Origin of the sequence: Streptomyces sp. NBC_00094 (assembly GCF_026343125.1) — a bacterium.
GTDB lineage: Bacteria > Actinomycetota > Actinomycetes > Streptomycetales > Streptomycetaceae > Streptomyces.
The window spans coordinates 2525666-2550468 of the sequence record NZ_JAPEMB010000001.1 but is presented as its reverse complement, the minus strand read 5'-3'; the positions used below and the strand labels follow the sequence as shown (position 1 = coordinate 2550468).

Sequence of the window (24803 nt, the reverse complement as noted above, 5' to 3'; positions counted from 1 at the left end):
CCTTGTGTGAGCGTGGGGTGACGCCGGGACATTGATGGGTCATCATCGGCTCGCCCAGCCATGCCCGCGGAAAGGTGCTCCGCTCCGGACTCACTCACCCAGACGTCATGGCCGGCTCAGTGGTTTCAGCCGGTGCCGTGAGAGCCCGGATGCTCGGGAAAGGGTCCTCACCTCATGAGACAGACATGGCACCGGCTGCCCGGGCGGCGGGTGAGTGCCGCGATACTCGCCGCCGCGCTCGCCGCGGGCGCGATCACCTACGCCGGGTTCGAATCCTCCTCCGAGGACGCCTCCCCGCCGCTCGTCGCCGACAAGGGTGGCGCGGCCCGGAAGCAGCAGCCGAAGACGGTCACACAGGGCGCCGCGTTCGCGCTGGCCCGCAAGACAGGCAAGCCGGTCGAGGCCACCGCCGAGCGGACGGAGCGCTCGTCCACATGGGCCCGCCCCGACGGGCTCATGACGAAGAAGCTCTACGCCTCCCCGATGTGGGCGAAAGTCGGCCAGGAGTGGAAGGCGATCGACACCACCCTGCACCGGACGGATGCCGGCTGGGAACCCGCGGCAACGAATACCCGCATCGTGTTCTCCGCGGGAAGTAAGGCCAGTGCCTCAGAACGCGCTTCACGCAAGAATGTCCGCCACGCTTCGCTGCTGCCCGCGGCCACTACGGAGGAGGGCACGGCGAGCCCTCTGGTCACCCTGACCGTGGGTGAGTCTGAATTCCATCAGATCGAGCTGACGTGGCCCGGCCCCGTACCCACGCCGATCATCGACGGCTCACGGGCTCTGTATCCGGAGATCTTCCCGGGAGCCGATCTCGTTCTGACGGCCGATGACGACGGTTTCGCGCAGTTGCTCGTGCTGAAGAACCGCCAAGCGGCTGCCGACCCACGGGTCACTCAGTTGTCCTACGGACTCTCCTCGCCCACTCTGACCTTCCGCCTCAACGCGGCGTCAGGGATCGTCGCGGCGGAGAATCCCGACGGGGATGAGGTCGCGCTGTCACCGACCCCGCTGATGTGGGACAACAGTGGAGCCCCCGCCGTCACTGACGGCGAAATGGGTGCCTCGTCCCAGCCGACCGCGTCCGAGACGCCGGAACCGTCGGTCAGCACGGAAACCTCGACGACCCCGAGCCCCAGCGCAAGCACGGAAGACCTGGCCGACGACCAGGTCGACCCTGAAGGCGAGGTGCTGCCCACGGCGACAGACGAGGCCGCCCCCACGCTGACCGAGTCGCCGCTTCCCACCGCCCCGGCCGAGCCCACGCCGGGCCCGTCCCAGACCGGTTCGGCGGCCACCCTCAGCCTGCCGCTGCTCAACGGCCCGTCCCCCGAATCCCGCGGCGACCTGGTCGAGGCCGACCTGTCCGACGGAAAATGGCTCCTGACCCCGAGTCAGGACTTTCTCAACGATCCGGCAACCGTCTACCCCGTCTTCATCGACCCCACGGTCAAGAAGCACACTCAGGACTGGACCACCGCCTACAGCCGCCACCCCAACGCCACGTTCTTCAACGGCAAGGACTTCAACAAGGGCGGCACGCACGAGGCCCGCGTCGGCTTCGAATCCGACACCTGGGGCACCTCCCGCTCGTACTTCAACATCGCGTTCGACAAGAACCTCCAGGGCGCCAAGATCCAGAAGGCCACCCTGCGCCTGCTGGAGACCTACTCCTGGTCGTGCAGTGACCGGGGCATGAGCGTCCACCTCACCGGTCCGGTCAACGGGCGCACGAACTGGAAGAACGCTCCCAAACTCACCGACGTCAACCTGGCTGCGGCGCCGCGGAGCTTCGCGCACGGCTACAAGACCTACTGCCGCGACGCCTACGAGGCATTCGATGTGACGGCGGCTGCCCAGAAGACCGCCACCCTGGGCAAGAGCACCATCACCTTCGGCCTGCGCGCCAGGGACGAGACGACCCAGTTCGCCTGGAAGAAGTTCCAGGCGAACGGCGACAACGCCCCCGTCCTCGAGGTGACCTACAACCGGGCGCCGACCACCCCCACCAGCCTCGACCTCGGCCCTGACTTCAAGTGCACCACGACCGCCCCGTACGTGCGGGTCGGCTCCGACAGCATCAACTTCACGGCCAGGTCCACCGACAAGGACGGCAACCTCGACCGGCTCGACTTCGACATGTGGCCGACCGGTAAGTGGTCCACCGGCGACATGCTCAAGGCCACCGGCACCGTCTCCGTCGGCGCCGACACCAGCGTCGCACTGCGCACCACATCCGCCTTCTCCACCAGTGGCCTGATCAACAACACCACCTACTCGTGGTGGGTCCGCGCCGTTGACGACGCCGGCGCCACCTCGGCGTACGCCCCGGGCAAGGTCCCCTGCCGCTTCATCTACGACAGCGCCGCACCCAGGTCGCCCAGGGTCAGCTCCACCGACTTCCCCAACGCCGACAGCAACGAGAACTTCGCCAACGAGGCCGAAGACGCCGCCTGGTCGAAGGTCAGGTTCGGCACCCCGGGCACCTTCTCCTTCCGGGCCCAGGACACCGACGTCGTGCGCTACGAATACGGCTTCAACTCCAACAGCTACCCCTACTTCCTGAGCCGCGCTGCCGGTACCGCGATCGCCGTCCCCGCGACTCTCTCCAACGCCAAGCCCCCCACGGCAGGACCCAACGTCTTGTTCGTCAGGGCCGTCGACGGGGCAGGCCACGTCTCCGAACCCACGAAGTACTTCTTCTACGTCACCCCGCGAGAACAGGCCGACGTCCCCGGTGACTTCACTGGCGACAAGCTCCCCGACCTGATGTCCATCACGGCATCCGGCAACTTGCGCGTCTTTCCTTCCCATGCGGACAAGGACCTGGCCAAGGGCACCGGTGACATCGACTACTCCATGTCCGGTGCCTACCGGGAGAACCCCGACAAGGACCCCAACGGCGGTGACACGCTGCAGCCCTTCATCGCCCCCGTCACCGGGCACTTCAAGGGCGCTCTGATCACCCACCATGGTGACTTCTACGGCGGCGACGGCCTGCAGGACCTCATCGCCGGCGTCGGCGGAAAGCTCTGGGTCTACCCCGGCGACGGCTACGGAGCCGTCAACATCACCAAGCGCCGGGAAATCCTCCTGCCTTCCAACGCGCCCGCTCCCTCCGCCCTCACCTACACCCAGCTCCTCGCCACCGGGGACATCACCGGAGACGGACTGCCCGACATGTTCGCCACCGTCGGTGACCAGCTGTGGGCCTTCATCGGCTACACCGGCGGCGCCTTCTCCGAAGCCCGCATGCTCACCAGCACCCCCTGGGCCAGCCGCGACCTCGTCAGTGTCACCGACATCAGCGGAGACGGCGTCCCCGACCTCCTCTTCCGCGGCGAGGAAGAAGGACGCGGCCTGGCCCTGCGCCACGGCAAGCCCGCCTCGACCGGCGGCGTCGACCTCAACTCACTGGCAGCCGCCGCAAACTCCAAGACCGGCCAGGACGAGGTCTACGGAACCGGCGGCTGGAACCGGGCCTCCATGCCCATGCTCATGGGCACCCCTGACGCCAACGGCGACGCCATCCCCGACATCTGGGCAACCGCATACGACGGAAAGCTCTACTTCTACCCCGGCGGCCGAACCACCCACGGAACCCGCTTCATCGCCAGCGAACCCGGCTGGACAACCAACCTCGCCATCGGCTAACCACAAACGGGGTGGGGCCAGCCACAAACAGCGGGCCCCACCCCGTACGGCCGGATGGCCCCACAGGTGTACGGCGCCCGAGGTAGACGGCTTCCGGGTCCTCGGTCTCGATACCGGAGGCGATGCCGGACGGGGCATCCAGGACCGCGCCCGTGTGCAGGTGTGCCTCCGACACCGGTAGCCGCCAGCCCATGCGGGCCTGGTGTGGGGTCCGTGACCGTTCGTCCTTCGGTCCGGTTGAGCCGCAGCCGGCGGCGGGTATGAGGACGTCCTCACCGCCAACGGGTGGACGCCCGAATTCACAGGCACGGCACTACGCAACGTAACTGCCCGCAGAAGGCGAACGTGGGCCAGGGCGTGGGGAGCCCGCGGCAACCTGTGCAGTGATTCGGGGATGCTGATGGGTAGAGTCTTCCCAAGCTCTGCGGGTGCGGTAGGGGCGCCGGGACGCGGGGGAAGCGGTGTGGCGAACGCCTAACGGTTCTCGATCGAGCAGGATCGAGGAGGATGCAGCCGGATGGAAACGGATAGATATGTCCGGCTCTTTTGCATCGTCGCAGGTGAGACGCGTCACTGAAATGGGTTCGAGTCCCACCCGCCCCACCGAAGAAAAACGATCTGACCAGCGAAGACGCTCCCCAGGGGGCGTCTTCGCGTGCGGCACTCACCTCGCATCAATGAGGCGAGGTGCGCGCCCCTGGTCTGCCGCGCCGGGTCCATGCGCGCGAGGGTGGGACCCCGTACGGGATCCCACCCTCATTTTCGGCCTACGGCCTCGACGTCAGAGGATGACGTCGAAGGACTGCCAGCCGACGCCGACCAGGGTGCGGCCGCTGGGGAGGAAGTCGTACAGCTCTCCGTTGTTGGTCACACCGACGGACTCCGCCGAGCCGTTGCTGTCGAGGTCGGTGGCGAAGGGGTTCCAGTGCCCGTTCCACCAGCCGTTGCCGTTGAAGTAGCGGGCGCCGAAGCTGATGGCCCCGTTGTTGGTGCTGGTGTTGGGATAGACGTACAGGTCACCCTGATCGGTGCGGCCCATGATGTCGACCTTGTAGTCGCCGTTCATGTCGGCGAACCGGATGGTGGTCCAGGACGCCGGCCACCAGCCGTTGCCGATGAAGATCCGGCTGCTGAGTGTGCTGGTGCCCGTACCTCCGGTACCCGGGTAGACCCACAGGTCGCCGCCGCTGTCGCGGCCGATGGCGTCGGTGCGTCCGTCTCCGTTGATGTCCCCGAAGCCAAGGGTGTCGTACGTGTTCCAGCCGACGCCGAGGAGGGAGGGGGAGCCGAAGGGGTAGGTGCCCTTTCCGTCGGTACCCGGGTACAGGTGGAGCTCGCCGTTGCGGTTGCGCCCGACGATGTCCGTGTATCCGTCGTTGTTGAGGTCGGTGTTGTAGGCGTTCGTCCACCAGTCGCGCCACCAGCCGTTGCCGACGAAGTAGCGGCTGCCGAGGGTGCTGGTGCCTGTTCCGCCGGTGCCCGGGTAGACCCACATGTCGCCGTTGGCGTCGCGGGCGAGGACGTCGGTGTAGCCGTCGTCGTTGTAGTCGGGCCGGCTCTGCCCGCCGCTGGTCCAGTGGCTCCTGCCGACGGCGTCGTAGATGACCAGGACTCCGCGGGCGAGCACGACGGCGTAGGAGTTGGGCTTGTTGCCGGTCTTGCTGCTCCACAGCGTGGTGGATCCGTTGGCCGTGTAGACGACGAGGGCTCCGTCGGCCTGCATGCGGGCGAAGGCGCCCTGGTTGCCGGCCGTGTTGGTGGCCCAGACCGGCTTGTTGCCCTTGGTGAACAGCACCAGGTTGCCATCGGTCTGCATGACCAGCTTCGCGCCGTTGGTGGTGAACTGCTCGCCGGAGGCCAACGTGGTGCCCGACGCGATCCGGGCGCCGGCCACCGTGTCGACGTCGAATCCGCCGGAGAAGGAGCCGACGGCGCCGTTCACGATCTCGCCGTACCAGCCGAACACGGTGTTGTCGGCCTTCCTGGCCCACAGGTCGGTCACACCGTCGCCGGAGACGTCTCCGACCGAACCGACCTCCGGGTACAAGGCAAGGGTCACGCCGGTGCCCACCTTGGTGCGGGGCGCGGAGCCCCAGGTGGCCAGGTCGACGGCGGCCTTCTTGTCCGCGCTCGGCTTGCCGTAGGTGCGCAGGATGTCGCCGTTGGCGTTGTCACGGAGCCAGAGGTCGGGGACGCCGTCGCCGTTCAGGTCGCCCGGGGTGATGACGCTGTACTTGTCCCAGTCCTCGCCGCCCACCAGCACCGGAGCGCCGTGCATGTCGAGGAGGAGGTTGCGCTCGCCGAAGTACGCCCACAGGCGCTTGCCCTGCTTCACCAGCAGGTCGGCCCGCCCGTCCCCGTTCAGGTCACCGGGGTTGACGATCTGGGAGGCGCCCTGCCAGTGGTCGTCGCCCTCCTCGGTGCAGCCCATCTCCTCGTCGCGGACGGGGCAGCTCACATTGATCTGCTGCATGCTGTTCGCCCGTACGCGGCCGAGACCGTTGTTGGAGTAGACCCAGAGCTTGTCGATGTTGTCGTTCGTGTCGCGCTGCAGGGTGACCAGGTCGTTGTAGCCGTCCTGCCCCCAGTCGAGCGAGCTGGTCGTCAGTGCCGAACCCAGGCCGCTGACCCCGCCGTTGGTGGTGGTGGAGAACTTCGCGTTCCCCTGACCGGCATAGGTCAGCAGGGTGCCGAAGCTGTCCTTGCTCCAGATGTCACGAAGCGTGTCGCCGTTGAGGTCACCGGGCTGGTCCCGCGCGACCGAGCGGCCGGCGTAGAACAGGTAGGCGGTGGTGTCGGAGCGGTTGCCCGCCGGGTCCTGGCTGAACGCGTAGACGAAGTGCGGGCCGACGCCGGGCGGGGTGAGCTGGACCGTGGCCGAGCCGCCGGCGGGAACGGTGACGCTCTTCACGTCCGGGTTCCAGTCGGTGTAGTAGCCGTACCAGACCACGTCGCTCACGCCGTTGGCGGAGATGGTGAACGAGCCGGGGGTGCGGGCCTTGCCGGTGCCGGAGGGCCAGCCGTTCTCACCGTTCGGGAAGGTGACCGAGCTGATCGCCGGCTTCTCGTTCGGCCGGGTGCGGTCGACGGTGAACTTGCACGTCTGGCTCCACGCCGAGTACTCGCTCTGGTCGTACGCGCGCACCTTCCAGGTGTAGCTGCCGCTCGGGAGCTTCGCGTCGGGGACCACCAGGGTGGAGACGCGGTCCTTGAGTCCCGGGATCCACTCGTCGGCGACCAGGGTGCCGTCGCTGCGGAAGACCTGGAACTGGGCGGACAGGTTACCCGCGTTGGGGTCGGTCACGAACGCGTGGAGGCTGACGGTCGTGTTGCCGATGAGGCCGCCGGTGGCGCAGTCCGTCTTGGGGTTGGTCCCCAGACCGGTCGGCGTGGCGGGCGGGTTGGTGTAGACCGTCTCCAGAGTCGCGGTCTTCGGGTCGAACTTCTTCCAGCCGAAGGTGTCGCTCTCGTTCGCGGCGTACATGCCGAGGGTGACGCTGGTGTCGCCGGCCGCGGCGACTCGCTGCATCTTCCAGGTCAGGTCGAACTCGAGGTTGCCCGCGGGGCAGCCATCGGACCAGCCCTTGGAGTCGTTGACGTTGTAGAGCCAGTCGATCTTCGCCGGCTGGTTGTTCCAGGTGGTCTGCTTGCCGATGGCCCCGGTGTGCCACAGCTGCACCGGCCGGTCCTGGCAGGACCAGGACCAGACGTTCTTGATGCGGAAGGTGGAGCTGATCACCTTGGTCCCGCGGACGTTCGCCGTGTCCATCTGGAAGAAGGACCGTGACAGTCCGTTGGTCTCGTTCTCGTAGCCGACGCGGGCCACCTCGTTGGAGTTGAGGTAGTTCTTGGTCGGGTACTTCTTCGACACCCGGGTCCAGTTGTTGCGGCCGCCCCAGGCCCACGAGGGGTCGATGTAGACGGGGTAGGTGGTGTCCGCCGCCTGCAGGAGCTGCTGGTCCGGGGTGATCTGGAGGGTGCTGCCGATCACGGAGGTCGCCATGACGGCTTCCTTGGACCCGGCCGGCTGCTCGAACGAGTCGTCAGGCTCCGGCGCCTCGGGCTCGGTGGCCGTCAGGGACTGGGCCGACGCCTGGTTGAGGCTCTGCTGGGTCTCCGTCCCGCTGCCGGTGGTGGTGGAGTCCCACATGATGGGGGACGGGCTGGTGAAAACCGTCTGCCCGGCGGGATTCGTCGCGGTCACCGTGCCGGTCGCGGGGTCGGTGGCGACCGTGACGCCGACCGTGGACATGGTGTACTTCAGCTGGGCGAGCGCCGGGTTGTCGGCAGCCTCGGGGGTCTTGACCACCACGAGCTGGGAGAAGCCCTCGACCTCGGCCTTGAGCTGGAGGTCGACGCCGGGCAGCACTTCGGCGTAGGTCGCCACGTTGCCGTTGAGGGTCGGCTTCGGCAGTGCGGACGGCCAGGACAGCGACAGGGTGCGGCCGTCCTTCACGCCGGTGAGGAGCGGTCCGGTGCCGCCACCGGAGAAGGAGACGACCACGGTGGTGGCTCTGGGCTTCACCGATCCGTCGGTGGCGAACTCGAGCGTCGGGTCCGTGGCGACCCACACGCCGCTCCGCAGTACGCGCACCGGCGCACCGTACTTCTTCTCGGAGAACGTGCCGTCCGGGTTCACCCAGGTGTCGGAGAGCTCGGTCCGCGCGGAGGTCAACTCGACCGGCTTCCCGGTGGCCTTCGCCTCCTGCAAGGCCTTGTCCTCGGGGCTGACGCTGCCGTCGTCCTCGCTCGCCGCCACAGCCGCCTGCGCCCGCTCGGCGGCGACCGTGGGCGGTATCACCATGGCGATCGAGCCCACAAGTGCGACCGCCGTGGCCCGGTGGAGGGTGCGTCTCCAGCGACTCCTGCTACGCGTACTCGACAAAGGGATCTCTTCTCTGAGAGCGGTGGTGCCCGGGCAGTGCCGCCCGCCGAACTCCGTCCGTTCCCCGAGGAGGACAGGCGGCGGCGCCGGCAAGCCGGAGTGATGGTGGGATGGCGCGACGCGTAAGAAGGCAGCCCAGAGGCGTGCCCCCCGGCTGCGCCTCTCGCGCCAGCGCAGACTAGTCGATCGTCGAGCGAGTCGGAAAGTAATTCCGTCATTAATCGTTTACCGAATGCCGATTCGTGGAGAAGCCTCAAGTCAGCCTCAAATCCTGCGGCTTCGGACGGGTCGTGAGTGGCTCTCGTCGGCGCGGTCTGCAGGCGCCTTCCCTGTTGATTGGGTCGGCTCAAGTGGGGATTTCATTGCATTCGCAAGCGTTATCTCCGTGTTCAGGCTTCCCTTCTACCGGAATGGATTCCTCCGCTATTGCTTTCGCAACACCGGACCCGGTCGCCGAGGGGCTGACCGGCGAGGAAGGCGTGCTCGAGCACGCCGCCGGGTCCGGTGGGCCCCGCGAACCGGTCTCGGCTCGCGGGGAGTCGACGGGTGGGCGCGTCGGCTTTGACGTCTCTGCAGACGTGGAGAGTGGCAGTGTCAGCGCCGTCAATCAGGGTGGGCAAATCGCCCGATCGTCAATCGATCGGGCGGGATTTCCCGGTTTTCCGCGCGGATCTCAGATCTTGCTCAAGTGAACGGCCGCTTTGCCGGGTGCGCTGATAGCGTTCGGCGACATTTTCCGCTTTGCGCGTGAGGTGAGTGTGAGAGTTCCACGAATACGCGGCTCGGCGGCTGTACTGGCAGCCGCCATCACTGTGGGCCTTTTGCCCATGTCGGGGGCCGCGACGGCCAATGCGGATGGAAGAATTCCGCTTCCTGGGTTGCATCAGCCGAAACCGGTCCCAGTAAAGAAAGCCCCCATCGGAGGAGTCAAGAGACCCGATGCCGCGGCTGCCCACGCGTGGAAGGGCGGCCCCAAGGTCATCTGGCCCGACGCAGGAACGGCCGACGTGCACCTGGCCCCTGCGAGCGGCGCGCATGCCGCACGTCGAGGAACCGCGCCGACGCCGGTACGGGCCGGAAGCCTGCCCGTTGCCGTCGCTCTGACCGATGGGGGACAGTCGGCCGCCACCTCCGGAGCGACGGACGGCAAGGTCGCGTCCCCGTCCAAGGCCGAGACCACAGCCACGACCAAGGTCAAGGTCGCGGTCTCCGCACGGAACGCCGCACGCAGGGCCGGAGTCGACGGGCTGCTGCTCTCCGTGGGCCGCACCGACGGCGCATCGGAGACCGTGCAGACCCGCGTCCAGGTGAACTACTCCTCCTTCCGAGGCGCGTACGGGGGTGACTGGGCGGCGCGACTGCGGCTGGTGCAGCTGCCGGACTGCGCGCTGACCACGCCTGACAAGGCCGCGTGCCGAATCCAGAAGCCGCTGGCGACCACCAACGACACCCGGACCGGCATGCTGAGCGCGCCGGTCGGCGTCGGCGCCACGACCGTCCTGGCCGCGGCCGCCGAGGAGGCCGGGGCGAGCGGGGACTACAAGGCGACCTCCCTGCAGCCGGCCGGTTCCTGGAGCGCCGGCGAGTCGATGGGCAGCTTCGCCTGGTCCCATCCGATCAACGTGCCCGCCATACCGGGCGGGGTCCAGCCGAAGATCTCCCTGGACTACAACTCGCAGTCGGTGGACGGCCGTACGGCGGCCTCCAACAACCAGCCGTCCTGGATCGGTGACGGCTGGTCGTACGAACCCGGCTTCATCGAGCGCAGGTACAAGTCCTGCAACGATGACAAGACCGGCAGCACCAACACCACGCGCGTCGGTGACATGTGCTGGTTCAACGACAACGCGACCCTGTCGCTGGGCGGCAAGTCCACCGAACTCGTCTACCAGGCCGGCAAGGGCTGGCATGAGGCCGCCGACAACGGGACGACGGTCGAGAAGCTGACCGGTGCCACCAACGGCGACGGCGGTACGGACGGTGTCGATGGCAAGGGTGAGCACTGGAAGGTCACCACGGCCGACGGCACGCAGTACTTCTTCGGGCTGAACCGCCTCCCGGGCGCCGGGGCCGGTGACCCCTCGACCAACTCGACATGGACCGTGCCGGTGTTCGGCAACCAGTCGGGTGAGCCCTGCTACAACGCGAGCTTCGCGAGCGGCTGGTGCCAGCAGGCGTGGCGCTGGCAGCTCGACTACGTCGTCGACCCGCACGACAACGCCATGGCGTACTACTGGAAGACCGAGACGAACAACTACGGGCGCAACGTCTCGGACACCACCGGCAAGGCCACGGTCACCCCGTACATCCGGGGCGGCTATCTGGAGCGGATCGACTACGGCCTTCGCTCCAACGCCGTCTACTCCGGCAAGCCGATGGCGCAGGTCCACTTCGCGGTGGACGAGCGCTGCCTGACGAACTGCGGCACCTTTGACGAGACCAACGCCAAGAACTGGCCGGACGTCCCGTTCGACCAGTACTGCAAGGACGGCTCGACCGAATGCAAGGACCAGTTCTCCCCGACGTTCTGGTCCCGCAAGCGACTCGCCTCCATCACCACCAAGGCGCTGACCGGCGGGGTGTACAAGGACGTCGACACCTGGACCCTGGCCCAGGACTTCCCCGCCTCCGGCGACGGCGTCTCGACGCCCATGTGGCTCACGTCCATCCAGCGCACCGGAAAGGCGGGCGGCAGCATCCCGCTCCCGCCCGTGACGTTCGCCGGTGAGCAGAGGGCCAACCGCGTCGACAAGACCGGCGACGGCCTCGCGCCCTTCATCCGCCTGCGGATGTACCAGATCACCACCGAGACCGGCGGAACCATCGGCGTCACCTACTCCGAGCCGGAGTGCACCGCGACGACCCTGCCGGCGGCCGACGCCACCAACACCACCCGCTGCTACCCGGTGAAGTGGGCGTACGAGGGGTACGAAGCCAAGCTCGACTGGTTCCACACCTATGTGGTCACCCAGGTGGTCGAGGGCGACAACCTCGTCGAGTCCCCGGACAAGGTCACGTCCTACTCCTACCTGGGCGGAGCCGCCTGGGTGAAGAGCACGGACGAGCTCACCAAGGCCGAGGACCGTACCTACTCCGTCGCCCGCGGTTACGAGCGGGTCCAGACCCGCACCGGCGCCGCCTTCGATCCGAAGACCCTGACGGAGAACCGGTACTTCCGGGGCCGGGACGGACAGGACGTCAAGGACTCGGCGGGTGTGGCGGTCACCGACCACGACGCGTTCGCGGGCATGCAGCGCGAGAAGATCACGTACGACGGCGACGACACGAGCAAGCTGGTGACGGCGACCTCGCACACCCCGTGGCGCTCCACGGCGATCGCCACGCGTACCCGTTCCGGCCTCCCGGATCTGGTCTCCTACCAGACCGGTGTGAAGAAGGAGTCGACCCGCACGACCGTCAACGGCGGCACGCGCACCACCGAGGTCGACCGCACCTTCGACGGCTACGGCATGGTCGCCACCGAGTCCACGACAGGTGACACCGCCAAGACCGGCGACGAGAGCTGCACGACGACCGGCTACGCCCGTACGGGCGCCGGGAGGATCCTCGACAGGGTCAGTCGGGTCGAGACGGTCGCCGTCACCTGCGATGCCACCGCCGCCCGGCCGGGCGACGTGATCGACGACGTCCGGACGTACTACGACGGCGGTGCGCTCGGAGCGGCGCCGACGAAGGGCGATGTCACCCGGTCCGAGCGGATCAACGGCGCGGGTAACGGCTACGACGTCACGACCAGCACCCCGGCCGCCGACTTCGACGTCTACGGCCGCGGTCTGACCGTCGCGGACGCCTACGGCAAGATCACCAAGACGGCGTACACGCCGGCCGTGGGCGAGATGCCCACCACCGTCGTGGTCACCAACCCGCGCAACCACACGGCCACCACCCGGATGGACCAGCTGCGCGGCCAGCCCACCCAGGTGACCGACGCCAACGGCAAGGTGACGACCACCGCCTACGACGCACTGGGCCGGGTCACCAAGGTGTGGCTGCCGACCCGGTCCGCCACGACCTACCCCAACTCCCCCAACAGCGTCTTCGAGTATCAGCTCTCGAACAGCGCTCCGGCTGTCGTCACCGCCAAGACCCTGGCCCACGACGCGACCTACCAGACGGAGTACACGTTCTACGACGGTCTGCTGCGGGCCCGGCAGACACAGACGGACTCGCCCGACCGGGCCGGCCGGCTCCTCACGGAAACCTTCTACGACACCCGCGGCCAGGCATGGCGCACCTCCGGCATCTACTTCGCGACCGGAGCGGCCGAGCCGGTCCTGGCCACCGGCCAGGAGCTGAAGTACCCGGCGTCCACCGACACCGAGTACGACGGGGCCGGACGCGTCACGGCGCAGATCTCCAAGCGGTTCGGCGACGAGACCCGGCGGACCGTCACCCTGTACACGGGTGACACCACCACGGTCGTCCCGCCGCAGGGCGGCACGGCGTCGACGACGGTCGTGGACGCACGGGGACGCACGGTCGAGTCGCGGCAGTACACGGACGTGGCCCGCACCGCCCACCAGTCCACCCGGTACAGCTTCGACAAGCGGGGCCGGATGGCATCCATCACGGACCCCTCGGACGCGACCTGGACGTACACCTACGACGTCCGCGGCCGCCAGATCCAGGTCGACGACCCGGACAAGGGCACCACGAAGACGACGTACGACCAGGGCGACCGCGCCACGGACGTCGCCCACGTCGGACGCGGGATCACCCTGCACACCGACTACGACGAGCTGGGACGCAAGACCGCCCTGATCAAGGGCACCACCAGGCTCACGTCGTGGGAGTACGACACCGTGGCCAAGGGGCAGTTGTCGAAGTCGACCCGCTGGGTCGGCGGCAAGGCGTACGAGTCCGCGATCACCACGTACAACAGCCTCTACAAGCCGGTCGTCACCCAGGTGACGGTCCCGGACGGCGAGGGCGCGCCGGCCGGCGTCTACAAGTGGACCACCTCGTACAACCTCAACACCGGCGACGCGATGTGGACCCAGCACCCCGCCATCGGTGATCTGCCGGCCGAGAAGGTCGTCAACACCTACACGGCGGGCGCCAGCCTGCTGAACACCGTCAGCGCGGGCGTCGACCCGATCGTCTCCGCCATGACCTACGACCACTACGGCCGCAACACCCGCATGGAGCTGGGCGAGTTCGCCCAGCACGTATGGGTGTCGAACGAGTACGACGAGCACTCCGGCGCTCTCAGCCGCACCTACACCGACCGGGAGGCGGCCCCGCAACGCGTCGAGGACACCGCCTACGGCTACGACCCGTCGGGCAACGTCGTCTCCGTCGCCACCGCCTACGGCCAGGACGCCGGCCGCACCACCGACACCCAGTGCGTCGACCTCGACCTGCTGGGCCGGATCACCGAGGCATGGAGCAACACGGGCCAGCAGTGCGCCACCGCGCCCTCGACGTCGGTCGTCGGCGGGCAGGACGCCTACTGGACGTCGTACACGTACGACGTGATGGGCAACCGGAAGACCGAGACCCGGCACACGACCGCCTCGGATCCGACGGCCACCACCCGTACGTACGCCGCACCGACCACCGGCAAGCACGATCTGCCCAAGGTCACCCAGACCGGCGCCGACGCGCACGACGAGACCTTCTCCTACGACGCGGCCGGCAACACCCGGACCCGCAAGATCGGGGCGGCCGCCCAGCAGACGCTGAGCTGGGACGACGAGGGGCACCTGGCGTCGGTCACCGAGGGCGCGGCCGAGAAGGTCGCCTACCTCTACGACACCGAGGGCCAGCGGCTTCTCGCCGAGGACGCCACGGGCACGACCCTGTACCTCCCGGGAGGCAATGAGCTGCGCCGGAGCGCGAGCGGGGTGCTGAGCGGGACCCGGTACTACATGTCCGGCACGCAGACGATCGCCGTGCGGACAGGCGGAAAGCTGGTATTCGTCCTGGGCGACCACCACGGCACCGGCACCACCCAGATCACGGCCGACGCGGCGCAGACCGTCACTCGCCGAAAGACCACGATCTTCGGCGGCGCGCGTGGCACCCTGCCCACCGGTTGGTCGGGAGACAAGGGCTTCGTCGGCGGCACGAACGACGCCGCCACCGGCCTGGTGCACCTCGGCGCCCGTGAGTACGACCCGTCGACCGGGCGCTTCATCTCGGTCGACCCGCTGTTCGTGACCGAGGACCCGCGGCAGCACAACGCCTACACGTACAGCAACAACAACCCGCTGACCTTGACCGACCCGGCCGGCACCGAGATCGGCTCCCCGCCCGGCTCGTGCCTGTACGACCTGGCCAACTGTTCCAAGGAAATCCAGGACTCCGTCGGCTACACCCCGCCATCCACCAACGGCGGCGGCGGTGGCGGCGGCGGTGGCGGCGGCGGCGGTGGCGGCGGGTCCGGCTCGCCCAGGAGGAACTTCTGCGACGGCTGCGAACAGCTGCCGCCCAGGCTGCCCAAGGGCGTCGCGGTGCCCAACGGTCCCGCCGGCACCAGGGCCATCTCCACTGTCGTGACGTACCAGGGGCCGTGGACCGACTTCTCGACCGGAGCCAACGTCCGCGAGGTCACCGAGGACCAGACGCTGGCGTTCACCTACACCTATGCCGCCATGTACGCGGCGATGGAGCAGTTCGCGGACAAGTTCGGCTGGTCGGCATCGGTGAAGGCGGGTGGAAAGGCGAGTATCCCGCTGGTTGCCGAAGGCTCGGTCGAGACGACGTTCGGGCTCAACGGCGACTACACCTGGACCAACTCCGACACCAAGACCAACACGTCGACGGCCGCCGAGGCCAGCACGATGACGCTCAAGAAGGGAGAGATGTTCGGTTACGTGCCTTCCGGTTACGTCACCCGGTTCGAGACCATCTACGCGGACGCGGACGGCAAGACGTCGACCAAGAGCTGGGGCACGTTCGACATCCACACCTGGCAGGGCAACAAGTTCAAGGAAGCTCCGCCCAACCTGGTGAGGCTGGACGTGGTCATGTGCACCCAAGTGGGAACGTGCGGCCGATGACGTGGCGCCGGGGACGTGCCACGCGTCTGCTGCTGACGGCCACTCCGGCACTGCTGCTGGCAGTCGGATGTGGACAGCAGCAGGCCGGGCACGCACCGGCCGGCACGCCGGGTGGCTCCGTCTCCCCGTCGGCCCGTGCGACTCCGGGCGGGCAGCAGCCCGACCCGGTCACGCTGGAGGCGGCGGTCGCGGACCAGGCTCGACAGGCCGGCGCGGCCCCCACGGACAAGGGGCTCAGCCTTGCCCGGCAGGCCGGGAAGGCCGTCTCCTACCTGTGGGAGACGACGAACGGCAAGGTCTGCTTCGGGCAGACCTCCTCGGGCGCGGCGCAGGAGATCGCGTGTGGCGCGGGGCGAGTAACGCCGGAGGAGAAGGGCTCGAACCTCGCGGCGCTCTTCGGTCCCGGCATGGGCTTCGCGGAGTCGTACGTGGTGTTCACCGCGGAGCGGGGAGCGTCGGTGACGTCCGTGAAGTACCAGGAACAGGAGGTTGCCTGGCGACTCGTCAGGCGACTGAGTCCGGAGCGGACGGGGCGGGACGTCTACTACGTCACGCTGCCCGACGGCCACCAGGGCTGGATCGACGTGACCCTGAGGCAAGCAGACGGGCGCCTGACGCCTGACCGGCTGCGGGTCACCATGGGTGGTGGCCCCCGGGCCTCCGCCTCGGCGTCGGCCCACTGATCCGAGCGAGTGAAGGCCGCGCCCCGACGGGAAGTCCGTCGGGGCGCGGCCCTTTGCGCTCCCTCCGCCCGCAGTCCGCCCGCAGTCCGCCCGCGGTCTGCCCGGGGTTCGGCGTGGGGAATTAATAAGCCGTTCAACATTCCGAGGGCGTGGGCGTGGTGGGGAATTGATCATTCCGGTCGTATTTCCGCAGGCAGGGGGAGTGAATGCGTAATTCCGTATGGCGGGGCTTGTGGTGTCTAGGGGAGCGGTGAGGCGATGCGCAGGGGGGTGTAGGGGATGACGGGCTCCCGTCGCGCTCCCTAATGTCTTACTCAGTCGCCCGGCAGGAAAGGGGCGGCACCGAAAAGGAGGTGGACACCATGAAGAAGGCCGCTATCAAGGTCAAGCGCGTTTCGGTCAGCCGGAACAAGATGCTCGCGTGCAAGGCCTCTTGATTCGCTGAACCCTTCGGTTCGGATACGGAAGGGAGGTGAACACCATGAAGAAGGCCGCTATCAAGGTCAAGCGCGTTTCGGTCAGCCGCAACAAGATGCTCGCGTGCAAGGCCTCTTGATCCGTTCGTGGGCCCGGGGGGTTATCCCTCCGGGCCCACGGGTTCGGTATCCGCACAGCCTCACACCTCTCCACCGACACTGCATAGAAACGGGAGAATTCCTATGGAGCTGCGCCGCTCCCGCACCCTGACGGCCCGCTGGCACGAGGGTGCCCTCACCGTCGAGGACTACCTCGCGGAGCCGGGCGACGAGGGACGTACCGGTGTGGAGGTCGACGGCACCGCGCTCGACATCCTCGGTCACTTCGACGACTGGACCGACCCCGAGGCCGTCCTCGGGAAGCTCGACGGCTACGACGCCGACTCGGTGCGCGTGGCCATCAAGGACCTCGCCGAGCTGGGCCTGCTGCACGGCCGTGACGAGGTCGAGCGTGAGGACAAGCTGACCGACGCCTGGCGCCACTGGGGCGAGGCGGCCCGCTACTTCCACTTCGCCACCAAGGACGTCTCCTACGTCACCGAGGAGAACGGCGCCGACACCGGCCGCGACGAGCTGGTCTCGGAGCTCCTTGAGGAGGGCCCGCCCCCGTCCGTGTTCGGACGCCGTGCCGGCGGCCCCAAGTTCCGTCTGCCCCGCAGCTTCGTGCCGCTGGACCGCTCGTTCTCGGACGTTCTCGTGTCGCGTCGTACGACCCGTGAGTTCTCCGACGAGCCGGTCGGCCTGCGGGAATTCTCGACCGTTCTGCATTACGCGTTCGGTCCCATGTACTTCATCGACGTCCCGAACTTCGGGCAGTTGATGATGCGCACCAGCCCGTGCGGCGGATCGCGGCACGAGAGCGAGGCCTATGTGGCCGTGCGCAATGTCGAGTCGGTGCCCTCCGGTCTCTACCGGTACTGTCCCGAGGACCACAGCCTCGAGTTGCTCGACAATGACGTCGACCTCGACCGCGTGGGATTCGAGCAGAACATGGTCACCTCGTCGGGATTCGTCATCCTGCTGACCATCGACATCTACCGCGCGATGTACAAGTACCGGAACTCGCGCATTCTGCGGACCATTCTGCTCAATGCCGGCCACCTCGCCCAGACGTTCGCGCTCTGCGCGACCGCCGTCGGACTCGGCCCGTTCCAGACCGATGCCTTCCGCGACTCCGAGCTGGAGGAAGCCCTCGGCATCGACGGTATTTCGGAGACGGCCGTGTACGTCTTCGGTGCCGGCGTCCCGGCCGTGCGCAGGGACGGCAAGCCCAGCTTCCCGATTGCGGCCCCCCGGAGCTGACGATGACGATCTCCGTGCCCGACGTCTCCGAGCCGGTGCCCGGCGCCGCCCCGCCCGACACGCCCCTCCGCGTGCAGCGCCGGGTCCTGCGGGTGCTGCTCGCCACCCAGATCCTCTACTCCATGGTGATCGCCATGAGTGGACCTGTGGTGGCGCTCCTCGCCGAGCGCATCACCGGCTCGGAGACCCGGGCCGGGATCACCCAGGCGGCGATCTTCTGCGGATCGGTCGCCTGCGCGGTGCCGCTCTCGGCACTGTCCGCCCGGCACGGCAGACGGTACGGCCTCGCCGTCGGGCAGCTGGTGGGCGCGCTCGGCGCGGCCACCGTGGTGGCGGGCTCGCTGCTGCACTCCTTCGTCCTGGTCGTGATCGGCGCGTTCGGCACCGGCGGGGCCATCGCCGCCGGGTTCCAGATCCGTTTCGCCGCCACCGACCTGGCCGCCGACGACCGGCACGGCCGCGCGGTCGGCATGGTCACCTGGGCGTCCACCGCCGGCGGTGTCCTCGGGCCCTCGCTCGTCGGCATCACCGACCGTCTCGTGCCCGGCACCTTCCCCGAGTTCACCAGCCCCTTCCTGGTGATCGCGGCCGGTCTCACCGGCACCGCGTTCCTGGTGTACGGACTGCTCCGGCCGGACCCGCTGGTCCTGGCCCGGGAGCTGGCCGCCGCGAGGGGCGAAGCGGTACCGGCCCCACCGGCCAAGACCAAGGGGAAGGGCAAGGCCGGGGCCGGGGTACGGGTCGGTATGCGCATTCTGATGCGGCACCGTCCGGCCCGTCGCGCCATGGTCGTCTCCACCACCGTGCACGCCGTGATGATCACCCTGATGAACATGGCGTCCCTGCACATGCACCACGGCGGGGTGACGGTCGGCCTCATCGGCGTGGCCATCAGCTTCCACGTCGCCGGGATGTACCTGCCCAGCCCGCTGGTCGGCATCCTCGTCGACAAGTACGGGGCCTACCGGCTGTTCGTCAGCGGCCTGGCCCTGCAGTTCGTCGCCGCCGGGGTGCTGTTCGCCTCGCCCGCCGGCTCGGCCTTCGGCATGGGCGCCGGACTCCTGCTGCTCGGCGTCGGCTGGGCGGCCGGCTTCATCGCCGGATCCGCGGCCCTCAGCGCCTCGCTGCCGGTCGCCGAGCGGGTCCCCGCCCAGGGCGCCTGCGACCTCATCATCCAGGCGGCCTCCTCGATCGGCGCGCTCGGCGCGGGCCTCGTGGTCTCGCTCATCTCGTACGCGGGGCTCGCCGCCCTCGGCGGAGTGGCCGTACTCGCCGTGCTCGTACGACTGGTGTGGACCGGGCCGTACGCCGAGGCGACGGCGGCGGACGACACCGCGGACGACATCAAGGAGACGCAGGCCTCGTGAACACCACCGACGCCAACCGGCCCGAGATCACCGGTACCACCCGGCTGTTCGCCGTCCTCGGTGACCCGGTGGCGCAGGTCCAGGCGCCCACCATGCTCAACCCGCTGTTCGCCCGGCTCGGCACCGACGCCGTCCTCGTACCGGTGCACGCGACCCCCGAACGACTCGCCGACGTCGTCCGGGGGCTGCAGCGCATCGAGAACCTGGACGGGCTGCTCGTCACCGTCCCGCACAAGGCGGCCCTCCTCTCCTTCGCCGACGAGATCGCCCCGGCCGCCGAACTGAGCGGCTCCACCAACGCGCTCCGCCGGATCGACGGCGGCCGCTGGGAGGCCGCCAACTTCGACGGCGAGGGCTTCGTCCGCGGTCTGCGCGCCGCCGGGCACGACCCCGCGGGCCGGCACGTCTGCCTCGCGGGCGCGGGCGGCGCGGGCTGCTCCATCGCCGTGGCCCTGCTCGCCGCCGGAGCCGAACTCACCGTCTGGGACCGGGACACGGAGCGCGTCCGGACCCTGGTGGACCGGCTCGGCGCCCGGTGGCCGGGGCGCGTCACCGGAACCACGGCACCGGTCGCCGCCGACATCGCGGTCAACGCCACCCCGATGGGGCTGCGCCCCGACGACCCGCTGCCCTTCGACCCGGCCGGGCTCCGCGCGGGCACCGTGGTCGCCGACATCGTCATGAAGCCGCGCCGCACCGCGCTCCTGAAGGCCGCCGAGGAGCGCGGTCTTCCCGTGCATTACGGGGCGCCGATGCTGGCCGAACAACTGGCCTTGTACAGGGAGTTCTTCCGGCTCGACCGCGCGTAGGGGGGACAGTGGGGGGACGATTACCGGGGGATGGCCGCCGCTCGGCGACCTCTCCCTAGTCTCCCTTCCATGCCAGCACTCATAGAGACCGCCGCCCGTCCCGGCGCTCCGGCCCGGCAGCTGCCGCCGCAGCTGGAGGCACGGGTCGCCGAAGCCCTCGCCCGGCCGGCGGCCCAGCAGCCCACCTACCCGGACCCCGACAGCGTCGCCGCGGCCCGCGCCGGCCTGGAGCGTCTGCCCTCGCTCGTCCTGCCCGGTGAGGTCGACCGGCTGCACCGGCGCCTGGCCGAGGTCGCCAACGGCCAGGCCTTCCTGCTGCACGGCGGCGACTGCGCCGAGACCTTCGACGGCAACACCGAGGCCCACGTCGGCGCCAACCTGCGCACCCTGCTGCAGATGGCCGTCGTGCTGACCTACGGCGCGAGCCTGCCCGTGGTCAAGGTCGGCCGGATCGCCGGGCAGTACGCCAAGCCCCGCTCCAAGGAGACCGACGAACTCGGTCTGCCCGTCTACCGGGGCGACATCATCAACGCGGTCACGCCGTCGCCGGCCGCCCGGGTCGCCGACCCGCAGCGCATGGTCCAGGCGTACGCCCACTCCAGCGCCAGCCTCAACCACGTGCGTGCCGTCGTCGACTCCGGCATGGCCGACCTCAACCGCGTCCAGGGCTGGAACCTCGACTTCGTCCGCGACTCGCCGGCCGGCGAGCGCTACCGTGCGCTCGCCTCCGAGATCGACAGCGGCCTGCGCTTCATGTCCGCCTGCAAGGCGGACCACAGCTCCCTGCACACCACCGAGATCTACGCCAGCCACGAGGCGCTGCTGCTCGACTACGAGCGCGGCCTGCTCAGGACCGGCACCGGTACGGACGGGCAGGAGAAGCTGTACGGGCTCTCCGGCCACTTCCTGTGGATCGGCGAGCGCACCCGGCAGCTCGACGGCGCCCACGTGGCCCTCGCCTCGCTGCTCGCCAACCCCATCGGCGTGAAGATCGGCCCGGGCACCACGCCCGAGCAGGTCGTCGAGTACGTCGAGAAGCTGGACCCGGACGGAGTCCCGGGCCGGCTCACGCTGATCAGCCGCATGGGCAGCGGGCGCGTCCGCGAGGTGCTGCCGGCGATCGTCGAGAAGGTCACCGCCACCGGCCACAAGGTCATCTGGCAGTGCGACCCGATGCACGGCAACACCCGTGAGACGCCCAGCGGTTACAAGTCCCGCCACTTCGACGACATCCTCGACGAGGTCAAGGGCTTCTTCCAGGTCCACCGTGACCTCGGCACCCACCCCGGCGGGCTGCACATCGAGCTCACCGGTGACGACGTGACCGAGTGCCTCGGCGGCGCCCGCCAGCTCGACGACGCGTCCCTGGTGGCGCGTTACGAGACCAACTGCGACCCGCGTCTCAACCCGGAGCAGTCGGTCGAACTCGCCTTCCTGGTCGCCGAGCTGATGCGGGGCTGAGATGCCCGGCGCCCGGCGGGTCCCCCCGTCGACAACGAGGAAAGCCCGGTGGGCACGGCCTCAGCCGTGCCCACCGGACGGGGGGCCTCCCGGTCCCGGACGGGGGATTACCGGGCCAGGAGGCGTTCGGGGAACCTCAGGGGCGGACGACCGGCTTCGCGTCGGCACGGTCACCCGTGCGCTGCTCGGGCAGGGTGCCCAGGTCGTCGGCCTCGTCGATCCGGATCGCCGCGGCCGCCCGGTCCTTCTTGGACCGGCTCCAGAGGCGCATCGCCGGCATCTCGACGAAGGTGTAGAGCAGCCAGCCCGCGAGCAGCGTGGCCAGGAACATCCCGATCATGACGAGGATCGCCACCGGGGTGCTGAACTGGTCGTTGCCGAGCAGCGCCTGACGGCCCCAGAAGATCACGATGCCCTGGGCCAGGTAGAAGCCGAAGGAGACGTTGCCCAGCCACACCATGACCTTGCCGTTGAGGCGGGTCTTGGCGCCACGCTCGTCGGCCGTCGCCAGGGAGGCGATCACGACGCTGAACGGGATCGCCGTGGTGGCGACGAAGTTGTACGGGGCGGGGACGTAGATGGCCGCGACGTATCCGATGGCCGCCAGGGCGATCACGGGGACGGCGCCGATCTTCGGCCACTTGCCGGCGAGCACGATCCGGGCCACCAGCATGCCGAGGACGAACTCGAACATACGGGTGGGCGGGAAGGTGTAGTTGAACCACATCTGCGAGGGCGAGAGCGGAATCATCGGGTTGCTCGGGGAATTGGTGATGTAGTTCACCGTCACCAGGCCCACGCCGACCATGGCCACCACCATCGCACCGGCCCACAGGTAAAGCCTGTTCACCGGAATCTTCCGCACCAGAAGAAGAAGCAGCGGGAAGCACAGGTAGAACAGCAATTCCACGCAGAGCGACCAGGACGGGGCGTTCACACTCATCTGCACATCGAGCTTGTTGACCCAGGAGTTCACCAGGATGAGGCTGAGGAATCCCGTGGTCTTCGACGTGTAGGCGTAGGCGAACAGCGTCAGCGCCAGGACCCACGTCACCAGGTGGTTCGGGAAGATCTTGACGATCCGGCGCCGCCAGTACGACGTGAGCTTCTCGCCCGGCTTGACCGACCAGGTGATGACGAAGCCGCTGAGCAGGAAGAAGAAGGAGACGCCGAGGAAGCCGGCCGGCCCGAAGAACTTGTACAGGCCGTCCGCGATGTCCTTGTCCCCGAAGGGGTTGACCGGTCCCGTGTGGTCGACGGGGCCGATCGGCTGCAGGGCGTGGATGAAGAACACCAGGAGTGCGGCGAAGAATCGGACGCCCGTCAGCGACGGAAGCGAACTGCGCTTTCTTCGTATGGCCGGCTCGGAATCCACAGTTGGCATGGTTGCGGACACGTCGTGTCTCCATTTCGGGACGGTGTGATGGTGTGTGGCGGCACGACGACATTAGGTAAGGGCGCGCCCCCGTGCACACCCGTAGCGCCCCCCTGTACTTCGACTCCCCGCAATTGAGGGGACGGGTAGGGGAATACTCGCCCCGGGGGAGCTGAATACGGTTTACCTGCATTACTGCCCTATCGCATGTGACAGTACGTACTTTCTTCGGAGGACTCATGCTCGACCGCAGGAACCTGCTCCGTGCCGGCGGTGCCCTCGCCGCGACGGCCGCCGTCGCCGGGACCGGCAACTCCGCCTACGCAGCCGGTGGCGGGAGCGCGGGTGTCGCCACGACGGCGGACTGGGCCACGCTCAGCACCCGCATCCAGGGTGACATCGTGCTCCCCGGCGACACCGCTTACGAGGCGTCCAAGCAGCTGGCCATCGGCGAGTTCGACGCCATCAACCCCGCCGGTGTCGTCTACGCCGAGAACGCCACCGACGTCAGCAACGTGATCCGCTTCGCCCAGGAGAGCGGCCTCTCGCTGCGCACCCGCAGTGGCGGCCACAACTTCGCGGGCTGGTCGACCGGCAACGGCGTCCTCCTCGACGTGAGCCGCATCAAGCACATCACCGGCGGCGGCCAGCCGACCGTGCACCTGGGCCCGGGTGTCCAGAGCATCGAGGCCGTCACCGCCCTCAAGCCGTACAACCAGCAGTTCGTCACCGGCACCTGCCCCGACGTGTGCGTCGGCGGCTTCCTCTCCGGCGGTGGCATCGGCTACCAGAGCCGCGCGTTCGGCATCGGCTCGGACAGCCTCGTCTCCGCGAAGCTCGTCCTCGCCGACGGCCGCGTGGTGCGCGCCTCCCAGAGCTGCAACTCGGACCTGTTCTGGGCGATCCGCGGCTCCGGCGGCGGCAACTTCGGTGTCGTCGTCGACTTCGAGGTCCGTCCCGTCTCGGCACCCCGCATGGTCTTCTACGAGCAGATCTGGAGCTGGGACAACGCCGAGGCCTTCCTCGACGCCTGGCAGAAGTGGTACGTCACCACCCCGCGCAACAGCAACGCCCAGGTCATCGTGATCCAGCCGGACGCCGGCTCGGGCCAGCCGCCGATCATCCTCCAGCAGGGTGCGTACTACGGCACCAAGGCCCAGGCCGACGCCGGTCTCGCCGACCTCAACAGCCGTGTCGGCGCCACCCCGGCCACCAGCAAGGTCCTCGACCTGGCGTTCGCCGACGGCATGCAGCACGTGTACGGCCTCGCCGACGGTGCCCAGCACCCGCCGCGCACCCAGTGGCAGCGGATGCGTGCCCGCATGATCAGCAAGCCGCTCGGCACCACCGGCACCAAGGCCGCCCTGGCCGCCTTCCAGGCCATGCCGACCGCCGGTCAGACCCGCTACCTCAGCTTCATGGGCCTCGGCGGCGCCGTGGGCGACCGCGCCGTGGGCGACACCGCGTTCATCCACCGCGACGCGCTCTTCCACGTCGGCTTCGGTGTCGCGCTCTACAACGCCGCGCCGGCCGCTGCGGACTCCGCCGCCGCCGTCGCGTGGGCCACCAACGGCTTCAACACCGTCGACCCGCTCTCCACGGGCCACTCGTACATCAACTTCCCCGACACCTACCTGCCGAACTGGCAGGAGGGCTACTACGGCTCCAACTACTCCCGCCTGGTCCAGGTCAAGAACACCTACGACCCGAACCGGTTCTTCAACCACCCGCGCGCCATCGGCAACTGACACCACCTCACCACA

Annotated in this window: 10 protein-coding genes; 8 read left to right on the top strand and 2 right to left on the bottom strand. The window is 68.7% G+C overall.

Going from position 1 to position 24803, the window contains the following annotated elements; genetic code table 11:
* Positions 1-174 precede the first annotated feature (174 nt).
* On the top strand, positions 175-3657 hold the full coding sequence (locus OG580_RS10990) for a DNRLRE domain-containing protein (RefSeq protein ID WP_267043474.1): 3483 nt from the start codon (positions 175-177) through the stop codon (positions 3655-3657).
* 781 nt (positions 3658-4438) lie between these two features.
* Here the strand turns inward: OG580_RS10990 and OG580_RS10985 are convergent.
* The gene (locus OG580_RS10985) at positions 4439-8461 is read right to left on the bottom strand and encodes an FG-GAP-like repeat-containing protein (RefSeq protein WP_267043473.1); all 4023 of its coding nucleotides are present in this window, start codon (positions 8459-8461) and stop codon (positions 4439-4441) included.
* Positions 8462-9549: 1088 nt separating this feature from the next.
* Between OG580_RS10985 and OG580_RS10980 the strand changes: the two genes are divergently transcribed.
* The 6 genes from OG580_RS10980 (at position 9550) to OG580_RS10955 (ending at position 21665) form a co-directional block, all read left to right on the top strand.
* The gene (locus tag OG580_RS10980) at positions 9550-15567 is read left to right on the top strand and encodes an RHS repeat-associated core domain-containing protein (protein WP_267043472.1); all 6018 of its coding nucleotides are present in this window, start codon (positions 9550-9552) and stop codon (positions 15565-15567) included.
* Positions 15564-16250, top strand: coding sequence for a hypothetical protein (locus OG580_RS10975; RefSeq protein ID WP_267043470.1), 687 nt, complete (start codon positions 15564-15566; stop codon positions 16248-16250). The genes OG580_RS10980 and OG580_RS10975 overlap by 4 nt, the downstream gene beginning before the upstream one ends.
* Positions 16251-16909: 659 nt before the next feature.
* Complete coding sequence (locus OG580_RS10970) at positions 16910-18028, top strand: SagB/ThcOx family dehydrogenase (RefSeq protein ID WP_267043469.1); 1119 nt, start codon at positions 16910-16912, stop codon at positions 18026-18028.
* Positions 18029-18030: 2 nt separating this feature from the next.
* Positions 18031-19395: an MFS transporter gene (locus OG580_RS10965; RefSeq protein ID WP_267043468.1), complete on the top strand. Its 1365-nt coding sequence runs from the start codon at positions 18031-18033 to the stop codon at positions 19393-19395.
* Positions 19392-20204 carry a shikimate dehydrogenase gene (locus OG580_RS10960; RefSeq protein WP_267043467.1) on the top strand — a complete coding sequence of 271 codons (813 nt, stop codon included), beginning with the start codon at positions 19392-19394 and terminating at the stop codon, positions 20202-20204. The genes OG580_RS10965 and OG580_RS10960 overlap by 4 nt, the downstream gene beginning before the upstream one ends.
* 69 nt (positions 20205-20273) lie before the next feature.
* Positions 20274-21665, top strand: coding sequence for a class II 3-deoxy-7-phosphoheptulonate synthase (locus tag OG580_RS10955; RefSeq protein WP_267043466.1), 1392 nt, complete (start codon positions 20274-20276; stop codon positions 21663-21665).
* Between the two features lie 136 nt (positions 21666-21801).
* Here OG580_RS10955 and OG580_RS10950 read toward each other — a convergent pair whose 3' ends face one another.
* Complete coding sequence (locus tag OG580_RS10950; protein ID WP_267043465.1) at positions 21802-23040, bottom strand: acyltransferase; 1239 nt, start codon at positions 23038-23040, stop codon at positions 21802-21804.
* A 239-nt stretch (positions 23041-23279) separates the two neighbouring features.
* On the opposite strand from OG580_RS10950, the gene OG580_RS10945 reads away from it, so the two are divergent.
* Complete coding sequence (locus OG580_RS10945) at positions 23280-24788, top strand: FAD-binding oxidoreductase (protein WP_267043464.1); 1509 nt, start codon at positions 23280-23282, stop codon at positions 24786-24788.
* The last annotated feature ends 15 nt before the right edge of the window (positions 24789-24803 follow it).